Genomic DNA, 17,104 nt, shown 5'->3' with positions numbered 1-17,104 from the left:
ATGACGAAGTGGCATATGGCGGTTCTGGCACTGGCTGTCGGCCTGACGGCGGTTTCGGTCGGCGGCTATGCGGTGGCGCAGGCCGACGTGATCAAGGAGCGCAAGGAAGGCTTCAAGGGCAACAAGGATGCCGCGGCGGCGATCAAGAAGGTCGTCGAGGCCGGCGGCCCGGCCGCCGACGTGGTGGCCCCGGCGCAGAAGATCGCCGACTGGGCGACCAAGATCCCGGCACATTTCCCCAAGGGCTCGGATACCGGTGACACCAAGGCCAAGCCGGACATCTGGGCGAAGTGGGACGACTTCACCAAGGCGGCGAACAACAACCATGAGGCCGCGCTGAAGCTGGCGGCGGCCGGCCAGTCGGGCGACATGGGCGCCGTCAAGGCAGCCTTCGGTGCGCTCGGCGCCACCTGTGGCGCCTGCCACAAGCAGTTCAAGGAAGAATAAGCCGGCGCGGCAAGCGCTGGTCAGGATGGGCGCGGCCGCGAGGTCGCGCCCGTTTTCGTTGACCCGACTGATCCGGTGGTTATTTCAGCAGCGCGACGCCGCCGTAGACGAGGGCCAGACAGGCCAGCAGCAGGATCGCTGCCAGCAGAGGGCTGCCGCCGGCGCCGGCATCGGCCCCCGCCGGCGCCGGCTTGCGGCCGGTGACCATCGGCAGCACGAGGTTGTCCTTCTTGACCAGCAGGTAGAACAGGCTGGCGAGGATATGGATGGCGATCACCGCGACCAGCGCCCAGATGCCGAGCCGGTGGATGGTCGACAGCTGGCTGCCGACGCGGCCCGGCACCAGATGGTACAGCGGCGCGTCGACCACGATGTCGTCGCTGGTGAACAGGCCGCTGCCGGCCTGCAGCAGGATCAGCGCCAGCATGACGAGGACGGCATAGCCGCCGAGCGGATTATGTCCGACATGGCGCTGGCTGCCGGCCGGCGAGAACAGCGACGCGGCATAGCGCAGCACGTTGCCCGGGCCGGTGACGAAACTGCCGAACCGGGCGTAGCGGTTGCCGGTGAAACCCCAGACCAGACGGAACAGCACCAGCGCCAGCACCGCCTGGCCCAGCAGCATGTGCAAGTCGAGGCTGCCGGTCCAGCCGGTCACCGCCATCACGGTGATCAGGGTGACCAGGGTCCAGTGGAACAGCCGCGTGGGCAGATCCCAGACACGGACGGCGGCAATGTCTCGGGTCGGCGGCAATGTCGTCATGCTCTGGCCTGCTGATCTGGCGTAATACTGCTGTTTGCGGGGTTAATTCCGGGTCCTGGGAGGTTAGGGGAGTTGCGGGGTCTCTGGCGAGGTCTTAATCTCCGGTCCTGTTCACTTTTTGGCTAGCCGGGGCGGGACGCGTGCGGGGCAGTCGTTTCTTCTTCATCCTTCTCGGCGTGGCCGTCGCCGGGATTCTGGCGGTGATTTTCTTCGGGGCCGACAGCAACAAGCGCGGCATGCCCCCGCAGGCCAACATGGAGGCGCCGCCGCCGGTGCCGCCGCCGACGCCGGCCCCTGCCGCCGGTACCGTTCCCACGGCGCCGCCCAGCTTCGATGTGGTCCGCATCAGCCGCAATTGCACCGCCGTCTTCGCCGGCCGTGCCATGCCGGGATCGGTGGTGGTGATCAAGACCGGCACGCGCGAGATCGGTCGCGTCACCGCCGACGTGCGCGGCGAATGGGTGCTGGTGCCCGACCTGCCGCTGGAGAAGGGCAACCAGGAATTCACCCTGGAATCGCAGATGCAGAACCAGGAGCCGATCAAGGCCGATGCCTCGGTGGTCACCGTGGTGCCGGAATGCCAGCCCGGCGAGGGCGGCGAGCAGGCGATTGCCGTGCTGACGCCGCTGGAGGGCGCCAGCCGCCTGCTGCAGCGGCCCAACGAGGGCAAGCTCGATCCGGCCCGCAAGGGCCTCGCGCTCGATGCCATCGAATATGACGAGAAGGGCAACCTGATCCTGTCCGGCCGCGCCCAGCCGGGCGCCACGGTGCAGGTCTACCTCAACAACGAGCCGATCGGCGTCGCTACCGCCGATGCCAATGGCCGCTGGACGCTGAAGCCCGAGAAGTCGGTCGATCCGGGCATCTATTCGCTGCGTGTCGACCAGGTCGAGCAGGCCGGCGGCAAGGTCGCCTCCCGCGTCGAGATGCCGTTCAGCCGGGCGCGGCCGGAGGACATCCAGTTCGACGCCCAGGGCAAGAGCGTGGTGGTCCAGCCCGGCAACAGCCTGTGGCGCCTGGCCCGCCATATCTACGGCGAGGGCCTGCGCTATACCGATATCTACAAGGCCAACCAGACCCAGATCCGCGATCCGGACCTGATCTATCCGGGGCAGATTTTCTCGGTTCCCGGCCAGCCGCAGCCTCAGGGCCAGGCCCCGGGGCAGCCGGCGGCCCCGGCTGCAGCTCCGGCCCCGGCCCCGGCCAAGCCGCAGAACTGACCCGGATACGGCGCAAAAACGACGGCCGGCGGCGCCCTTAACCGGGCGGGCCGGCCGCGCTAGTATGCAGCCATGATTTTCGCCCCTGAAATACCGCCGCACCCGGGAACCGGGCTGTGACGACCGGAGCATCGATTGCCGACGGGCCTGCTGCCGCAGCGCAGGCCCGGGCGGCGCCGCCGGTTTTTGCCGCCCTCGATCTCGGCACCAACAACTGTCGCCTGCTGATCGCCCGGCCGGCCCGCGACGGGTTCCGGGTGATCGAGGCGTTTTCGCGTATCGTCCGCCTCGGCGAGGGCCTGAGCAGCTCCGGCCGGCTGTCGGAAGCCGCGATGGCGCGCACCATCGATGCGCTGAAGATCTGTTCCGAGAAAATGGCCCGCCGCGGCGTCACCGTCGCCCGCGCGGTTGCCACCGAGGCCTGCCGGCGCGCCGGCAACGGCGCCGAGTTCCTGCACGAGGTGAAGGGTGCCACCGGCATCGCGCTCGACATCATCACCAGCGCCGAGGAAGCACGCCTGGCGCTGGCCGGCTGCACGCCGCTGCTGGAACCGCCCCATGACCACGCCATCGTCTTCGACATCGGCGGCGGCTCGACCGAGATCCTGTGGACCAGCCTGCCGGGCGGCGGGCGCACCGAGGTGATCGACTGGATTTCGCTGCCCTACGGCGTCGTCAACCTGACCGAACGCTACGGCGCCGGCGATCATGCCAGCGGCAGCTATGCCCGCATGATCGCGGAGGTGGCCGAGGCGCTGGCGCCCTTCGAGGCCAGGCACGGCCTGGCCGGCCATCTGCGCGAGGGCCGGGTGCAGGTGCTGGGCACCTCGGGCACGGTCACCACACTGGCCGGCGTGCTGCTCGGCCTGCCGCGCTACGAACGGCGGCTGGTCGATGGCTGCTGGCTGGATTTCAATAGGGTGATCGAACAGTCGCGCCAGCTCGCGGGCCAGAGCATCGCCGACCGGGCGCTGCATCCCTGCATCGGCGAGGAACGCGCCGACCTCGTGGTCGCCGGCTGCGCCATTCTCGAGGCGCTGCATCGCTTCTGGCCGGCGGACCGCCTGCGGGTTGCCGACCGTGGCGTGCGCGAGGGCGTGCTGGTCGAACTGATGCGCCGCGACCGCACGCGCGGCGACCACCACCGGGGGGCACGGCGATGACCGGCAGCGGCGAGAACAGCGGCAGCCCGCCGGGCAGTCCCAGCCATCGCGCCCGGGTGCGGGTCAAGACCGCGCGTGGCCGCCCGCTGGGGTCCAAGCTGTGGCTGGAACGCCAGCTCAACGACCCTTACGTCTCGGCGGCGAAGACCGCCGGGTATCGCAGCCGCGCGGCCTGGAAGCTGACCGAACTCGACGACAAGTACCATCTGCTGCGCCCGGGGGGCCGGGTGGTCGATCTCGGCGCCGCGCCCGGCGGCTGGACCCAGGTGGCCGTGCAGCGGGTGAAGGCCGGCGACAAGGGCGGCGGTTTCGTGCTGGGCGTCGACATCAATCCGGTCGACCCGATCCCGAACGCCACCCTGATGCTGCAGGATTTCCTTAGCCCGGGCGCCGACCAGAGGGTGATTGAGGCACTGGGCGGTAAGGCCGACGTGGTGCTGTCCGATATGGCCGCACCGGCCACCGGCCATCGCCAGACCGACCATATCCGCATCATGGCGCTCTGCGAGGCGGCGCTCGACCTGGCGGTCCGCGTGCTGACCCCCGGCGGTGCCTTTGTTGCCAAGGTTTTGCGCGGTGGTACCGAAAACGACCTGCTGAATGCCATGAAGCGGAATTTTCGTACCGTCCGCCATGTGAAACCCCCGGCCAGCCGGTCCGATTCGGCGGAAAGTTATGTGATCGCCACCGGATTCCGCGGCGCAGAAGGGGAAAACAAGCCCTAGACCCCGGCGGAAAGAGGGGCTATATCCTCCGCGGCAAGGAAGACCTTTTCACCCCTTGGGAGTCGCCTTGCCAATGACCGCGTCGGCCCCGTCCGATCCTGCGGTGGACCCGGCTTACCTCGCCGCCACCTCCTTTATCGACAGCGACCATGCCGACGTGCGCGCGCTGGCCCGCGCGGCAGCGGGCGAGGGGGATGCCAGGACCCGGGCGGTCCGGCTCTACTATGCGGTGCGCGACCGCTTTCTCTACGATCCCTATTCGGTGGATGTCAGCACCGACGGCATGCGCGCCTCGGGCGTGATCGAGCGCGGCTACGGCTTCTGCGTCAACAAGGCGATCCTGCTGGCGGCGCTGGCGCGCGCCGAGGGTATTCCGGCCCGGCTCGGCCTCGCCGATGTGAAGAACCATCTCGCCACCGCGCGGCTGCGGGCCAGCATGGGCACCGATGTGTTCTTCTATCATGGCTTCACCGAACTCTGGCTCGACGGCAAATGGGTGAAGGCGACGCCGGCCTTCAACATCGAGCTGTGCGAGAAATTCCGCGTCCTGCCGCTCGATTTCGACGGCGAAACGGACTCGGTTTTCCATCCCTTCGATGCCGACAATCGCCGCCACATGGAATATATCGCTGACCGCGGCAGCTTCGCCGATCTGCCCTATGCGGAATGGCGCGAAGCCATGCTGACCCATTATCCCGACCTGATGCGGGAAGAGCGCCGGGAAAACACCAAGCCGGGTGGCGATTTCGCTGCCGAAGCCGCCGCCGAAAACCAGAACCACGACACGCCCTCGCCCCGACTCGCCTGAAGGAGCCACCGATGCAGTTCCGTGAAGCCTATACATTCGACGATGTCCTGCTGGAGCCCGCCGCCTCCAGCGTGCTGCCGACCGAAGTCGACACCCGGACCCGGCTGACCAGGACCGTCGAGCTGGGCATTCCGCTGATTTCCTCCGCGATGGACACGGTGACCGAGGCACGCATGGCCATCGCCATGGCGCAGGCTGGCGGCATCGGCGTGATCCACAAGAATCTCAGTATCGAGGAACAGGCGCGCGAGGTTTCCTCGGTCAAGAAGTTCGAATCCGGCATGGTGATCAACCCGTTGACCATCCGCCCCGATGCCACGCTGGCCGACGCGCTGGCGCTGATGGAACGCCACGGCATCCACGGCATTCCGGTCACCGAAGAAGCCGGCAAGCTGGTCGGCATCCTGACCAACCGCGATGTGCGCTTCGCCACCGACAACAACCAGCGGGTCTACGAACTGATGACCCGCGATCCGCTGATCACCGTGCGCGAGGGCGTGGGGATGGAGGAGGCCAAGCGCCTGCTGCACCAGCACCGCATCGAGAAGCTGGTAGTGGTCGACGAGAAATTCGCCTGCGTCGGCCTGATCACCGTGAAGGATATCGAGAAGGCGCGGCAGTATCCGACCGCCTGCAAGGACGAGCAGGGTCGCCTGCGCGTTGCCGCCGCCGTCTCGACCGGTGCCGATGGCATCGAGCGCGCCCAGGAGCTGATGAATGCCGGCGTCGACGTGCTGATCGTCGATACCGCGCATGGCCATTCCAGCCGCGTGCTGGAGACCATCGCCGCGATCAAGAAGATTTCCAACCGCACCCAGGTGATCGGCGGCAATGTCGCGACGTCCGAGGGCACGAAGGCGCTGATCGATGCCGGCGTCGATGCCGTCAAGGTCGGCATCGGCCCGGGCTCGATCTGCACCACGCGCATCGTCGCCGGTGTCGGCGTGCCGCAGCTCACCGCTGTCTCCGATGCCGTCGCCGTCGCCGACAAGGCCGGCATCCCGGTGATCGCCGATGGCGGCATCAAGTTCTCCGGCGATCTCGCCAAGGCGATCGCCGCCGGCGCCAACGCCTGCATGATCGGCTCGCTGCTGGCCGGCACCGACGAGGCGCCGGGCGAGGTGTTCCTCTACCAGGGCCGCTCCTACAAGTCCTATCGCGGCATGGGCTCGCTCGGCGCCATGGGCCGCGGCTCGGCCGACCGCTATTTCCAGCAGGAAGTCGGCGACAAGCTGAAGCTGGTGCCCGAGGGCATCGAGGGCCGTGTCGCCTACAAGGGTCCGGTCGGCACCATCCTGCACCAGCTGGTCGGCGGCCTGCGCGCCGCCATGGGCTATACCGGCAATGCCACGCTCGACGACATGCGCAAGAACTGCCGCTTCCTGCGGATCACGTCTGCCGGCCTGCGCGAGAGCCATGTGCATGACGTGGCGATCACCCGCGAGGCCCCCAACTACCGGCAGGAGTCGTAACGCCCGTGACCCCGGCTGCGCGGCTCGCCGCGAGCATCGACATCATCGGCAGCATTCTTGAGCGTGCGGCGGCGGCCGACCGCGTGCTGGCCGACTGGCAGAAACACAACCGCTATGCCGGCTCCAAGGACCGCCGCGCCATCGCCGACCAGGTCTATGCCGTGCTGCGCGACCAGGGCATGCGGCGCTGGCGGCTGGAGGCGGCCGGCGCCGCGGTCACGCCGCGCCTGCTGGTGATGGCCGATGCCGCGACGCCGCTGATGGAATGGCAGCGGCTCTGCGACGGCGGCAAATATGCCCCGCCGGTGCTGGACGACGCCGAGGCCGCCACCCTGGCCCGGCTGCCGTCCGACGAGGACGCGCCGCTCTGGGCGCGCGGCAACCTGCCGGCGGCGGTGCTGCCGCTGGCGGAAGCCGCCTTCGGGTCCGACACCGACATGGAGCTGGCGGCACTGAACGGCCGGGCGCCGCTCGACCTGCGGGTCAACCTGCTGAAGGCGACCCGCGAGCATTTGCTGGAGCAGCTGCGCGGCGAGGAGATCGCGGCGGCGCCGACGCCGTTTTCGCCGCTCGGCATCCGGGTGCCGGAAAAGGTGCGGCTGGAAATGAACATGCTGTACCGCGACGGCCTGATCGAACCGCAGGACGAGGCGGCCCAGCTCGCCGGCCTGCTGGTCGATGCGCGGCCGGGCATGACGGTGGTCGACCTCTGCGCCGGCGCCGGCGGCAAGACCCTGCTGCTGGCCGCGGCCATGCGCAACCAGGGTGAGCTGCACGCCATCGACAACGATCCGCGCCGGCTGGCCCGGCTGCCGGTCCGGCTGGCCCGCGCCGGGGTGCGCAACACGACGGTGCACCAGGCCGACGACCTGCCGCGCTTCCTGCAGGAGATGGAGGGACGGGCTGACCGCGTGCTGCTGGATGTGCCCTGCACCGGCAGCGGCACCTGGCGGCGCAACCCGGAGGCGCGCTGGCGCTATGACCCGGCCAGCCTGGACGAGGTGCTGCGGCGCCAGGCCGGGCTGCTGGACGACGGCGCCCGGCTGGTGAAACCGGGCGGTGTATTGGTTTATGCCACCTGCTCGGTGCTGCCGGTTGAAAACGGCGACCAGATCGACCGCTTCCTCGGGCATCACGGGGAGTTTACGGAGCTGCCGCTGTCCGAGGTCTGGGGGAACACTATAACCGTGCAACGTATACAGTCCGGCACCAGGCTGTCCCTGACCCCCTACCGGCATGGCACCGACGGCTTTTTCGCCGTGGCGCTGCGGCGGGCGGGCTGAGGGTGGTGGCCCCATGGTCCGGGCGGGTATACTTCGCAACGTATCAAGGATCCCCACCATGACCGCTTTCCGCCCCGGTTTTCTCCTGCTTTCCGCCGCATTCCTCGGCCTCGCAGTCCTGTCCGCCCCGCTCGCCCAGGCGGCCGGCGGCAGCAGCGATTCCCCCCAGGTGATGGCGCCGGCGGACCCGGATTTCACCGCTGGCAAGGCCGCCATCGACCGCAAGGACTGGGCGACGGCCGTCCCGCTGTTCCAGAAGGTCGTGGCCAGGGACGACAAGAATGCCGATGCCTATAACTGGCTCGGCTATGCCTTGCGCAACCAGGGCGACTACCCGAATGCCCTGATCGCCTATGGCCGGGCGCTGGCCGTGAACCCCAAGCACCGCGGCGCCCATGAATACCTGGGCGAGGCCTATCTGAAGATGAACAACCTGCCGATGGCAGAACAGCAGCTCGGCAAGCTCGACAGTCTTTGCACCTTCGGCTGCCCCGAGTATACCGAGCTGAAAGACAAGATCGCCGCCTTCAAGGCCGGCAAGCCGAGCTGACGCAACCCGGAAGATCGTCGAGGAGCTGTCCATGTCCGCTTTCCGCATCGCCCATTCCGCCGCTGTCCTGGCCGCCGTCGTGCTCGCCGTCCTGCTGATCGCAGGGCTGCCGGCACGGCCGGTCTTCGCCATGGGCAGCAACAGCGACAGCTCCTCGGCCATCACCGGCCCGGCCGATCCCGACTTCACCGCCGGCAAGGCCGCCATCGACCGCAAGGACTGGGCAGCGGCCGTGCCTTTGTTCCAGAAGGTGGTCGCCCGCGACGAGAAGAACGCCGATGCCTTCAACTGGCTCGGCTATGCTTTGCGCAACCAGGGCGACTATGAAAAGGCTTTCGTGGCCTATAACCAGGCTCTGCAGATCAACCCCAAGCATCGCGGCGCCCATGAATATCTGGGCGAGGCCTATCTGAAGACCGACAACCTGGCCAAGGCGGAAGAGCAGCTCAAGGCGCTCGACGGCCTGTGCACCTTCGGCTGCCCCGAATACACCGAACTGAAAAACAAGATCGCCGCCTTCAAGGCGGCCAAGCCGAGCTGACGCCAGCCGTCGAGCCTGCGCAGCCCGTTCAACTCACGCAGAGGAGTTTCAAGACGCCGATGGCGGAGCGCATTCTTATTATCGATTTCGGATCGCAGGTCACCCAGCTGATCGCCCGCCGCGTGCGCGAGGCCGGCGTCTACTGCGAGATCGTGCCGTTCCAGAAGGCGGATAAATGCCTGGACATGGTCAATGACCACGGCACGCTGAAGGGCATCATCTTCTCCGGCGGTCCGGCATCGACCACGGAAGAATTCGCGCCGCGCGCGCCGGAACAGGCGTTCAAGCTCGGGCTGCCGATCTTCGGCATCTGTTACGGCGAACAGACCATCTGCATGCAGCTCGGCGGCGACGTCGAGACCGGGCATCACCGCGAGTTCGGCCGCGCCTTCCTCGAGATCAGGGACGATTGCGGCCTGTTCGACGGCGTCTGGAAGAAGGGCGAGAAGCACCAGGTCTGGATGAGCCACGGCGACAAGATCACCGAGATCCCGACCGGCTTCCGCGCCGTCGGCGTCAGCGACGGCTCGCCGTTCGCCGCCATCGCCGACGATGTGCGCAGGATCTACGCCGTGCAGTTCCACCCCGAGGTGATGCACACGCTGGATGGCGCCAGGCTGCTGCACAACTTCGTGCGCAAGGTGGCCGGCTGCAACGGCGAATGGACCATGAAGGGCTTCCGCAACGAGGCCATCGCCAAGATCCGCGAGCAGGTCGGCAAGGGCCGCGTGATCTGCGGCCTCTCCGGCGGCGTCGATTCCTCCGTGGCTGCCGTTCTGATCCACGAGGCGATCGGCGAGCAGCTCACCTGCGTCTTCGTCGACCACGGCCTGCTGCGCAAGGGCGAGGGCGAGGAAGTCGTCCGCCTGTTCCGCGACCATTACAACATCCCGCTGGTGCATCACGACGCCTCCGCGCTGTTCCTCGGCAGGCTCGCCGGGGTCAGCGACCCGGAGACCAAGCGCAAGACCATCGGCGGCCTGTTCATCGACGTGTTCGAGGCGGAAGCCAAGAAGATCGGCGGCGCCGACTTCCTCGCGCAAGGGACTCTCTATCCGGATGTGATCGAGAGCATCAGCTTCCACGGCGGGCCGAGTGTGACCATCAAGTCGCACCACAATGTCGGCGGCCTGCCGGCCCGCATGAACATGCAGCTGGTCGAGCCGCTGCGCGAACTGTTCAAGGACGAGGTGCGCATGCTCGGCCGCGAACTCGGCCTGCCGGAATCCCTCGTCGGCCGGCATCCCTTCCCGGGGCCGGGGCTCGCCATCCGCATCCCCGGCGACATCACGAAGGAAAAGCTCGACCTGCTGCGCGAGGTGGATGCCGTCTATCTCGACGAGATCCGCCGCTCCGGCCTCTACGACCAGATCTGGCAGGCCTTCGCCGTGCTGCTGCCGGTGCGTACCGTCGGCGTGATGGGCGATGGCCGCACCTATGACCAGGCCTGCGCGCTGCGCGCGGTGACCTCGACCGACGGCATGACGGCGGATTACTTCCCGTTCCCGCACGACTTTCTCGGCCGCGTCGCCACCCGCATCATCAACGAGGTGCGCGGCATCAACCGGGTCACCTACGACATCACCTCGAAGCCGCCCGGCACGATTGAGTGGGAATGATTTTTCCCTATCCGTGCGTATCCGAAAATGCGCTGGGCTGCGACACAAGCCATTGAAAATAAAAATAAATATGTCTGTGAGCAATCGGCAACTATCGGCACGCGGAGTTTGGCTCTGGCGGCCCGCCTGACGGGCCTCCGGCATATTGCTTCACCGAATTTTTCAAAGTACCGTCACGGTCAATGAGGCTCGTGACGGTACTTTTTTCGTTTTAAGCTGTTGAAATCAAAAGAAAATATCTGCCACGAGCCTCCGAAATTGTGCTGACGGTACTTTTCAGGAGGCAGTAGAGATGCTGACGGACGCCGCCCTCAAGGCATTGAAACCAAAAGAGAAGATTTACAAAGTTGCGGACCGCGACGGCATGTATGCGCGCGTCATGCCCAGCGGCGCGATCTCGTTTCGCCTGGACTACAGACTCAACGGCCGTCGGGAGACCGTCTATCTGGGGAGGTACGGACGCGATGGAATCTCCCTTGCCCGGGCACGCGAGAAGTGCATCGACGCGAGGCGCGCCATCGGCGAAGGAAGATCGCCCGCGATCGAAAAGCAGCGCGACAAGCGGCGGCTGAAGGAAGCGAAGAGCTTTGGCGAGTTCGGGGAGACGTGGTTGACTGGCGCGCCGATGGCCGACAGCACGCGTGCCATGCGACGTTCGATCTTCGAGCGCGAGCTTCTGCCGGTCTGGCGCAATCGTCTCCTGACGGAGATCACGCCAGACGATCTAAGAGCCCACTGCGGCAAAATCGTTGACCGCGGTGCTCCGGCGACGGCTATCCACGTACGAGACATTCTGAAGCAGATCTACGGCTTCGCGATCCTGCATGGTGAAAAGGTCGCCAACCCGGCCGACGAAGTCGGGCCGGCATCGATCGCCACCTTCGTGCCGAAGGACCGCTCGCTTTCGCCCTCTGAAATTCGAGTGATGTTGAAGCAGCTCGAGCACATCGCCACGCTTCCCACGATCCGTTTGGGAATGCGGCTCTACCTGCTCACTATGGTGCGCAAGAGCGAGTTGCAGGACGCAGTATGGGAAGAAGTCGACTTCGAGAATGCCGTCTGGACGATCCCGAAGGAGCGGATGAAGCGCTCGAAGGCGCATAACGTCTACCTGTCGCGCCAAGTGCTTGACATCATGATCGCCCTGAAAACCTGTGCAGGCAATTCGAGATACCTTCTGCCGTCGCGGTACGACGCAGATGCTCCGATGTCGCGCGCTACCTTCAACCGGGTGACCTACGCAGTCGTAGAACGCGCGAAGGCTGAAGGTTTGCCCCTGGAGCCGTTTACGGTTCACGACCTGCGACGGACAGGCTCGACTCTGCTGAACGAACTTGGCTTCAACAGCGACTGGATCGAAAAGTGCCTGGCGCATGAGGACGGGCGCTCGTCGCGTGGGGTCTACAACAAGGCCGAATATGAGGTGCAGCGTCGACACATGATGCAGGAATGGTCGGACATCTTGGATGCGTGGGTCGATGGCAAGAAGTACGTGCCGACGCTCATCCCACCGTCAATGCCGATCTTGGAGCCCGATCCGGCCCTTTAACCGGACGGGCCCGGCGTTGCTTCACGTCGGGGCCGGGCGCGCGGAGAATTGGTTTTGAGCGACGGGCCACGAGCCATGCCTGAACCTCGCTGAGATCCCAAACCACGCATCGTGGGGTCAAAGCGAAGCGTCTCGGAAATTCGCCTCGCTGTTCCATTTCGTAGATCGTGCTGTCAGCCAAGGGCACCATCTCACGCAACTGCTGCCGTCTAATTGTTCTTCTGATGGGTGTGTTCGCCGTAGCGTTCATGTTGCATCTCCTCTTGATAGGCGGGTGAGGAGATAGAAAACAATAGATGCGGAAAGTTGGAAGCCTTCACGTCGACCAATCGGGAATTGGCGGGCTGTGGCGTGCATATCGGATGGTGACACTCTGTGCCGACTCGGTGGCCCACAGGCGCGCGGATCGCACCAGGTACGATTTGCTGAAGATTCCGACTCAAAGAGCTGAGCGGCGTTGGTAGATGCGACTCCCTTCAAAATCCAGTTCCGAAATGAGCGTCGGTTCGATTCCGACCACCCGCACCATCCTCTCCTTAGATGCGTTCGATGCGGCGCTGCGAGTTCAGAGCGTCCTCTCTCAGCGCTGTGCGCTATGATGGTTGCGGGGGCTGGATCACGCATTTGATATCCGGTGGATTCCCGGTCGACGTGGTCGAAGCCGCCGACCTCGCTCCCCTCAAGGCCAAGCTCGGCGTGCCCGAGGCCCTGATTTCCTGCCACACGGCTGAAGTCGGCGGTTACGTCATCGAGGGGCATGTCCCGGCCTACGCGATGACGCGACTGCTCACCGAGCGTCCACAGGCGACAGGTCTGGCGGTTGCAGACATGCCGGTCGGCTGTCCAAGCATGGAGGTTCTCGGTAAGCGTCGTCTGAACCCCACCTTTCGCCGCCGCCGCTGAAGAGCGACGCTGAGGATCTCTGATTTGGGATCTTTTTGTGTCTAGATTTGACCTTACGCTTGACCCTGAGCGGGTACCGCGCCGTATCGAGGTGATCAACGGTGCGGGCGGCCGGCGTCGCTGGTCGGCCGATGAGAAGGCGCGGATTCTGGAAGAAACTCTGGCGCCTGGTGCGATCGTGTCCGAGGTGGCACGTCAGTATGGCTTGCGGCCTCAGCAAGTTTTTGGCTGGCGCCGGGATGCGCGGATTGACGAGGGTTCCGCAGGCGCAACGCTGCCGCCATTCGTCCCCGCGGTGATCGAGGCGGCTCCCCCGGCGCCACCTCCGGTCAAGCAACCCGCCAGGCGTCGTCGAAGGTCTGCTGCTCGATTGAGCGACGGGATCGAGCTGGAGATCGACGGCGTCGTGGTGCGGGTTGGTTCGGGGGCGAGCCCGAAGGCGATCGCGGCGGTGATCGGCGCGCTGAAGGGCGGCTCGTGATTGGCCCGACCGGGGCGGTCCGCGTCATGATCGCGACGAAGCCGGTCGACTTCCGCAAGGGCGCGGAGGGCCTGGCCGCGCTGGTACGCGAGAGCATGGGCGCCGATCCGTTCTCGGGCGCCGTCTACGTGTTCCGGGCGCGCCGGGCCGACCGGATCAAGCTGGTTTACTTCGACGGGACGGGCGTGTGCCTGTTCTCGAAGCGGCTGGAGGATGGCAAGTTCCAGTGGCCGGCCATCGCCGATGGCGTCGTGCGGCTGACCGCGGCGCAGTTGCAGGCGCTGCTTGAAGGTCTCGACTGGCGCCGCGTGCATGAGCGGCGCGAGACGCGGGTCCCCGTCGCGGCAAGTTGATCGCTCAGCGCTGGCAAGCCACTGTAATCCATGATTGAATCGGCTTCGTGAGCAACGTGGCCAACCCACTGACCAGTGATCCAATCGCGCTTCGGGCGATGCTCGCGGCCGAGCGTGCCGAGAACGAGCGGTTGCGGCAGATCATCAAGGAGCTGCAGCGCCATCGCTTCGGCCGTCGGGCCGAGAGCCTGCCGATCGACCAGTTGCTGCTGGGGCTGGAGGAGGCCGAGCAGATCGAAGCCGAGGGCCTCGCCGGCGAGGAAGCTGCCGATCTTGCCAAGCGAGCTGAGCGGGCCAGGAAGCGTCGCGTTAACCGCGGCTCGCTGCCTGCACACCTGCCGCGGGTCGAGCAGGTTGTCGATGTCCACGACAAGGCCTGCCCCTGCTGCCGCGGACAGCTCCACGTCATGGGCGAGGATGTCTCGGAGCGGCTCGACATCGTGCCGGCTCAGTTCCGGGTGGTCGTGACGCGTCGGCCAAAATACGCCTGCCGGGCCTGCGAGGAGGTCGTGGTGCAGGCCCCAGTGCCCGCCAGGCTCGTCGAGGGCGGCATCCCCACCGAGGCGACCGTCGCCCACGTGCTGGTCAGCAAGTACGCCGACCATCTTCCGCTCTATCGCCAGGCCCAGATCTATGCCCGGCAGGGCGTGAACCTGGACCGCTCGACGCTGGCAGACTGGGTCGGAAAGGCAGCCTTCCTGTTGCGACCCGTCCATGCGCGGCTGTTCGAGCGGCTGAAGGCGTCGACAAAACTCTTCGCCGACGAGACGACGGCGCCGGTGCTCGATCCGGGCCGCGGCCGGACGAAGACCGGCCAGCTCTTCGCCTACGCCCGCGACGAGAGACCCTGGGGCGGCGGCGATCCACCGGGCGTCGCCTATCTCTACGCGCCCGACCGCAAGGCCGAGCAGGCGGTCCGGCACCTTCAAGGCTTCGTCGGCACGCTGCAGGTCGATGGCTTCGCGGGCTACAAGGTCCTGGCCGACCGCAATGCCGTCAGCCTGGCGTTCTGCTGGAGCCATGTCCGACGCAAGTTCTACGATCTCGCGCAGGCCGGTCCCGCGCCGATCGCGACGGAAGCGCTCGCGCGCATCGCCGAACTCTATCGCATCGAAGGCGACATCCGCGGCCGATCCGCCGAGGAGCGTCGTGATATCCGACAAGCGAGAAGCCGCGCGATCGTCGATGCGCTCGAGCCGTGGATGAAGGCGAAGCTCGCTCTCGTCAGCCAGAAGAGCAAGCTCGCCGAGGCCATCCGCTATGCCCTTCCGCGGTGGGCGGGGCTCAGCCGCTTCCTCGAAGACGGCCGCGTCGAGATCGACTCCAACGTCGTCGAACGCGCTATCCGGCCGATCGCGCTCAATCGAAAGAACGCGCTCTTCGCCGGTTCCGACGGCGGCGCCGAGCACTGGGCCGTCATCGCCTCACTGGTGGAGACCTGCAAGCTCAACGCCGTCGACCCGCAAGCCTATCTCGCCGACGTCATCACCCGCATCGTCGCAGGCCACCCGCAGAGCCAGCTCGATGAGCTCCTGCCTTGGGCCTACGCGCCGGCGCCGCTCAAGGCCGTGGCCTGAGCATGGCAGGCGATAGCGATCTGGGCTGGTGGCCGAGGCTGCGTGACTGGGCACGGCGCATGAAGCGCGACGTGTTGGCGCTCTGGCTTGCCGCCCAAGATGCGCGCACGCCCACCCTCGCCAAGATCGTCGCGGCGGCGGTCGCCGCCTACGCGCTCTCGCCCATCGATCTGATCCCGGACTTCGTGCCGGTGCTGGGCTACCTCGACGACGTCGTCATCGTGCCGCTCGGCATCCTGCTGGCTGTCCGCCTCGTGCCACCGATGCTGATGACCGAGTTCCGAGAGGCGGCAACGCTGCAGCTCGATCGACCCACCAGCCGCTTGGGGCTCGCTCTCGTCCTCGCAGCGTGGATGACGACCGCCGCTTTGCTTCTCTGGTGGCTATGGCCGCCAAGTGCAATGTGACGCTCAAGCCGTGCCTTCCAGACGACGCTTACGGTTCTCGGAACGCTGGCCGAGACCTACGAAGTCGTTCTCTTTGCGCCTGGTGCGCAGCGAGGTGTTTGCACGCTATCGTGGGCCGCAGGTGGTCTGATTTCAGTCCGTCCGAAGGGCCGAGCAGCATGATGTCGGCACGGGGTGGGAGCGTGACGCTGGCTTCGGTGCGATGTTCAACTTGCGGCGGACCATCTGCTCGCCGGTGTCATTGATCGTGTCTCGCGCGCTATTGCCGATTGCTTGGACTAGGCGGTCGTCATCATGGGTGGCGGACTCGGCCCTAGTGCTGAGCGCTTCATCGCTAGGGATCGGGGGCATTGCAACCGGTCAAAAAACTATTCCGGCGGATGGCCCGACCACTCGGAGAAAAGTCTAGGCTTTTCGGGCCAAAGAGCGAGACTTGAAATTCTCCGACATCATCCTCGCAAGGCTCAGCAGGCGCCGAAGGGCTGGATTGTCGTTCCTGGGTGACCAGATTGCGCAGAAGGGCAAGGTTTCAGTTGCGAGCGGCCGGTAGACGACACCGGGAAAATGGGCGGCCGTCGTTGCCTCGCTGGTCAGAGTTAATTGTCGACCGAGAGCGACCAACTGAATCAGGTTATCCCGGCCGACACCGTGTCGGTCAACGCTCGGGTGATGGCCAAACGTGGCGAGGTGTCGGACCAGGTAGTCATGGATCTCCGGCCCTGGATCGGCTTCGCTGACGATGAAGTGCCGACCACGAAGGTCGTCCCATGAAATTTCGTCCTGGTCCGCCAATTCATCATCTTGCGGAAGGGCCACAAAGACCCGCTCGTTCCAAAGATGCGCTACGTCACATCCTGCCACGTCAGGCGGCCCCGTCAAGAATGCGATATCAATCCGGTGACCCTGCACGGAGGCGATGTGCTCGCCGGGACCGCCCTCGATAAAATCGAGGCGCACCCCCGAATGTTCGGCGCCGTAGGCAAAGAGTAACTCCGCGAGAAAGCCGGACGCGAGCGAGGAAAAGATGCCGATCCGCACCACGCCCTCTTCGCCGCGACCGATCGCCCCCACATCCTTGGCGGCATAGCCAATCTGAGTGATCGCCTTGCGCGCGCGACTGAGAAACCTTTCGCCCGCATATGTAAGCCGACATTCCCCAAGTGGCCCGCCGCTTGACTTCAAGATCGCCTGATTTTGCTCGCTGGGCAAGCGTTTTTCGCCCCGAGCGGTGTCTGTCGTCGCG

Annotated in this window: 19 protein-coding genes; 16 read left to right on the top strand and 3 right to left on the bottom strand. The window is 66.0% G+C overall.

Going from position 1 to position 17,104, the window contains the following annotated elements; translation table 11 throughout:
• Window positions 1-447, top strand: coding sequence for a c-type cytochrome (locus ACFOOQ_RS00095; protein ID WP_379719915.1), 447 nt, complete (start codon window positions 1-3; stop codon window positions 445-447).
• Between the two features lie 79 nt (window positions 448-526).
• On the opposite strand, the gene ACFOOQ_RS00090 is transcribed toward ACFOOQ_RS00095, so the two are convergent.
• Entirely contained in the window at window positions 527-1,210 is a 684-nt protein-coding gene (locus ACFOOQ_RS00090) for a cytochrome b/b6 domain-containing protein (RefSeq protein WP_379719912.1), read from the bottom strand.
• A gap of 140 nt (window positions 1,211-1,350) precedes the next feature.
• Between ACFOOQ_RS00090 and ACFOOQ_RS00085 the strand changes: the two genes are divergently transcribed.
• The 10 genes from ACFOOQ_RS00085 (at window position 1,351) to ACFOOQ_RS00040 (ending at window position 12,140) form a co-directional block, all read left to right on the top strand.
• Window positions 1,351-2,430, top strand: coding sequence for an Ig-like domain-containing protein (locus ACFOOQ_RS00085; RefSeq protein WP_379719909.1), 1,080 nt, complete (start codon window positions 1,351-1,353; stop codon window positions 2,428-2,430).
• Between the two features lie 116 nt (window positions 2,431-2,546).
• Window positions 2,547-3,593, top strand: a complete 1,047-nt coding sequence (locus ACFOOQ_RS00080) for a Ppx/GppA phosphatase family protein (protein ID WP_379719906.1) — start codon at window positions 2,547-2,549, stop codon at window positions 3,591-3,593.
• Entirely contained in the window at window positions 3,590-4,318 is a 729-nt protein-coding gene (locus ACFOOQ_RS00075) for an RlmE family RNA methyltransferase (protein WP_379719903.1), read from the top strand. Before ACFOOQ_RS00080 ends, ACFOOQ_RS00075 begins: the two co-directional genes overlap by 4 nt.
• Window positions 4,319-4,391: 73 nt before the next feature.
• A complete protein-coding gene (locus ACFOOQ_RS00070) occupies window positions 4,392-5,126 on the top strand; it encodes a transglutaminase-like domain-containing protein (RefSeq protein ID WP_379719900.1) in 735 nt (244 codons plus the stop codon).
• A gap of 11 nt (window positions 5,127-5,137) precedes the next feature.
• On the top strand, window positions 5,138-6,598 hold the full coding sequence (gene guaB, locus ACFOOQ_RS00065; RefSeq protein ID WP_379719897.1) for an IMP dehydrogenase: 1,461 nt from the start codon (window positions 5,138-5,140) through the stop codon (window positions 6,596-6,598).
• 5 nt (window positions 6,599-6,603) lie between these two features.
• Complete coding sequence (locus ACFOOQ_RS00060; protein ID WP_379719894.1) at window positions 6,604-7,881, top strand: RsmB/NOP family class I SAM-dependent RNA methyltransferase; 1,278 nt, start codon at window positions 6,604-6,606, stop codon at window positions 7,879-7,881.
• A 58-nt stretch (window positions 7,882-7,939) separates the two neighbouring features.
• Window positions 7,940-8,431 (top strand): tetratricopeptide repeat protein, encoded by a 492-nt coding sequence (locus ACFOOQ_RS00055; protein ID WP_379719891.1) that lies wholly within the window; start codon window positions 7,940-7,942, stop codon window positions 8,429-8,431.
• Window positions 8,432-8,462: 31 nt separating this feature from the next.
• Entirely contained in the window at window positions 8,463-8,972 is a 510-nt protein-coding gene (locus tag ACFOOQ_RS00050) for a tetratricopeptide repeat protein (protein ID WP_379719888.1), read from the top strand.
• 59 nt (window positions 8,973-9,031) lie between these two features.
• Window positions 9,032-10,591 carry a glutamine-hydrolyzing GMP synthase gene (gene guaA / locus ACFOOQ_RS00045; RefSeq protein ID WP_379719885.1) on the top strand — a complete coding sequence of 520 codons (1,560 nt, stop codon included), beginning with the start codon at window positions 9,032-9,034 and terminating at the stop codon, window positions 10,589-10,591.
• Window positions 10,592-10,883: 292 nt separating this feature from the next.
• Window positions 10,884-12,140, top strand: coding sequence for a tyrosine-type recombinase/integrase (locus tag ACFOOQ_RS00040; protein ID WP_379719882.1), 1,257 nt, complete (start codon window positions 10,884-10,886; stop codon window positions 12,138-12,140).
• Here ACFOOQ_RS00040 and ACFOOQ_RS00035 read toward each other — a convergent pair.
• A complete protein-coding gene (locus ACFOOQ_RS00035) occupies window positions 12,094-12,390 on the bottom strand; it encodes a helix-turn-helix transcriptional regulator (RefSeq protein WP_379719879.1) in 297 nt (98 codons plus the stop codon). The genes ACFOOQ_RS00040 and ACFOOQ_RS00035 overlap by 47 nt on opposite strands.
• Window positions 12,391-12,791: 401 nt before the next feature.
• Here ACFOOQ_RS00035 and ACFOOQ_RS00030 point away from each other — a divergent pair, with 401 nt between their 5' ends.
• The 5 genes from ACFOOQ_RS00030 to ACFOOQ_RS00010 are packed head-to-tail and all read left to right on the top strand — an operon-like array spanning window position 12,792 to window position 15,861.
• Entirely contained in the window at window positions 12,792-13,043 is a 252-nt protein-coding gene (locus ACFOOQ_RS00030) for a DUF411 domain-containing protein (protein WP_379719876.1), read from the top strand.
• 37 nt (window positions 13,044-13,080) lie between these two features.
• Window positions 13,081-13,524, top strand: coding sequence for an IS66-like element accessory protein TnpA (tnpA, locus tag ACFOOQ_RS00025; protein ID WP_379719873.1), 444 nt, complete (start codon window positions 13,081-13,083; stop codon window positions 13,522-13,524).
• Window positions 13,525-13,550: 26 nt separating this feature from the next.
• The gene (tnpB, locus tag ACFOOQ_RS00020) at window positions 13,551-13,877 is read left to right on the top strand and encodes an IS66 family insertion sequence element accessory protein TnpB (protein WP_068176754.1); all 327 of its coding nucleotides are present in this window, start codon (window positions 13,551-13,553) and stop codon (window positions 13,875-13,877) included.
• Window positions 13,878-13,924: 47 nt separating this feature from the next.
• On the top strand, window positions 13,925-15,454 hold the full coding sequence (gene tnpC, locus ACFOOQ_RS00015; RefSeq protein WP_379719869.1) for an IS66 family transposase: 1,530 nt from the start codon (window positions 13,925-13,927) through the stop codon (window positions 15,452-15,454).
• A gap of 59 nt (window positions 15,455-15,513) precedes the next feature.
• Complete coding sequence (locus tag ACFOOQ_RS00010) at window positions 15,514-15,861, top strand: YkvA family protein (RefSeq protein WP_379719866.1); 348 nt, start codon at window positions 15,514-15,516, stop codon at window positions 15,859-15,861.
• 405 nt (window positions 15,862-16,266) lie between these two features.
• On the opposite strand, the gene ACFOOQ_RS00005 is transcribed toward ACFOOQ_RS00010, so the two are convergent.
• On the bottom strand, window positions 16,267-17,104 hold an 838-nt coding region (locus tag ACFOOQ_RS00005), incomplete at its 5' end, for a LysR family substrate-binding domain-containing protein (RefSeq protein ID WP_379719863.1).

Source organism: Ferrovibrio xuzhouensis (genome assembly GCF_042648965.1).
Lineage (GTDB): Bacteria > Pseudomonadota > Alphaproteobacteria > Ferrovibrionales > Ferrovibrionaceae > Ferrovibrio > Ferrovibrio xuzhouensis.
Note: the sequence above shows the minus strand (reverse complement) of the source record. Positions and strands in the feature narration are given on the sequence as shown.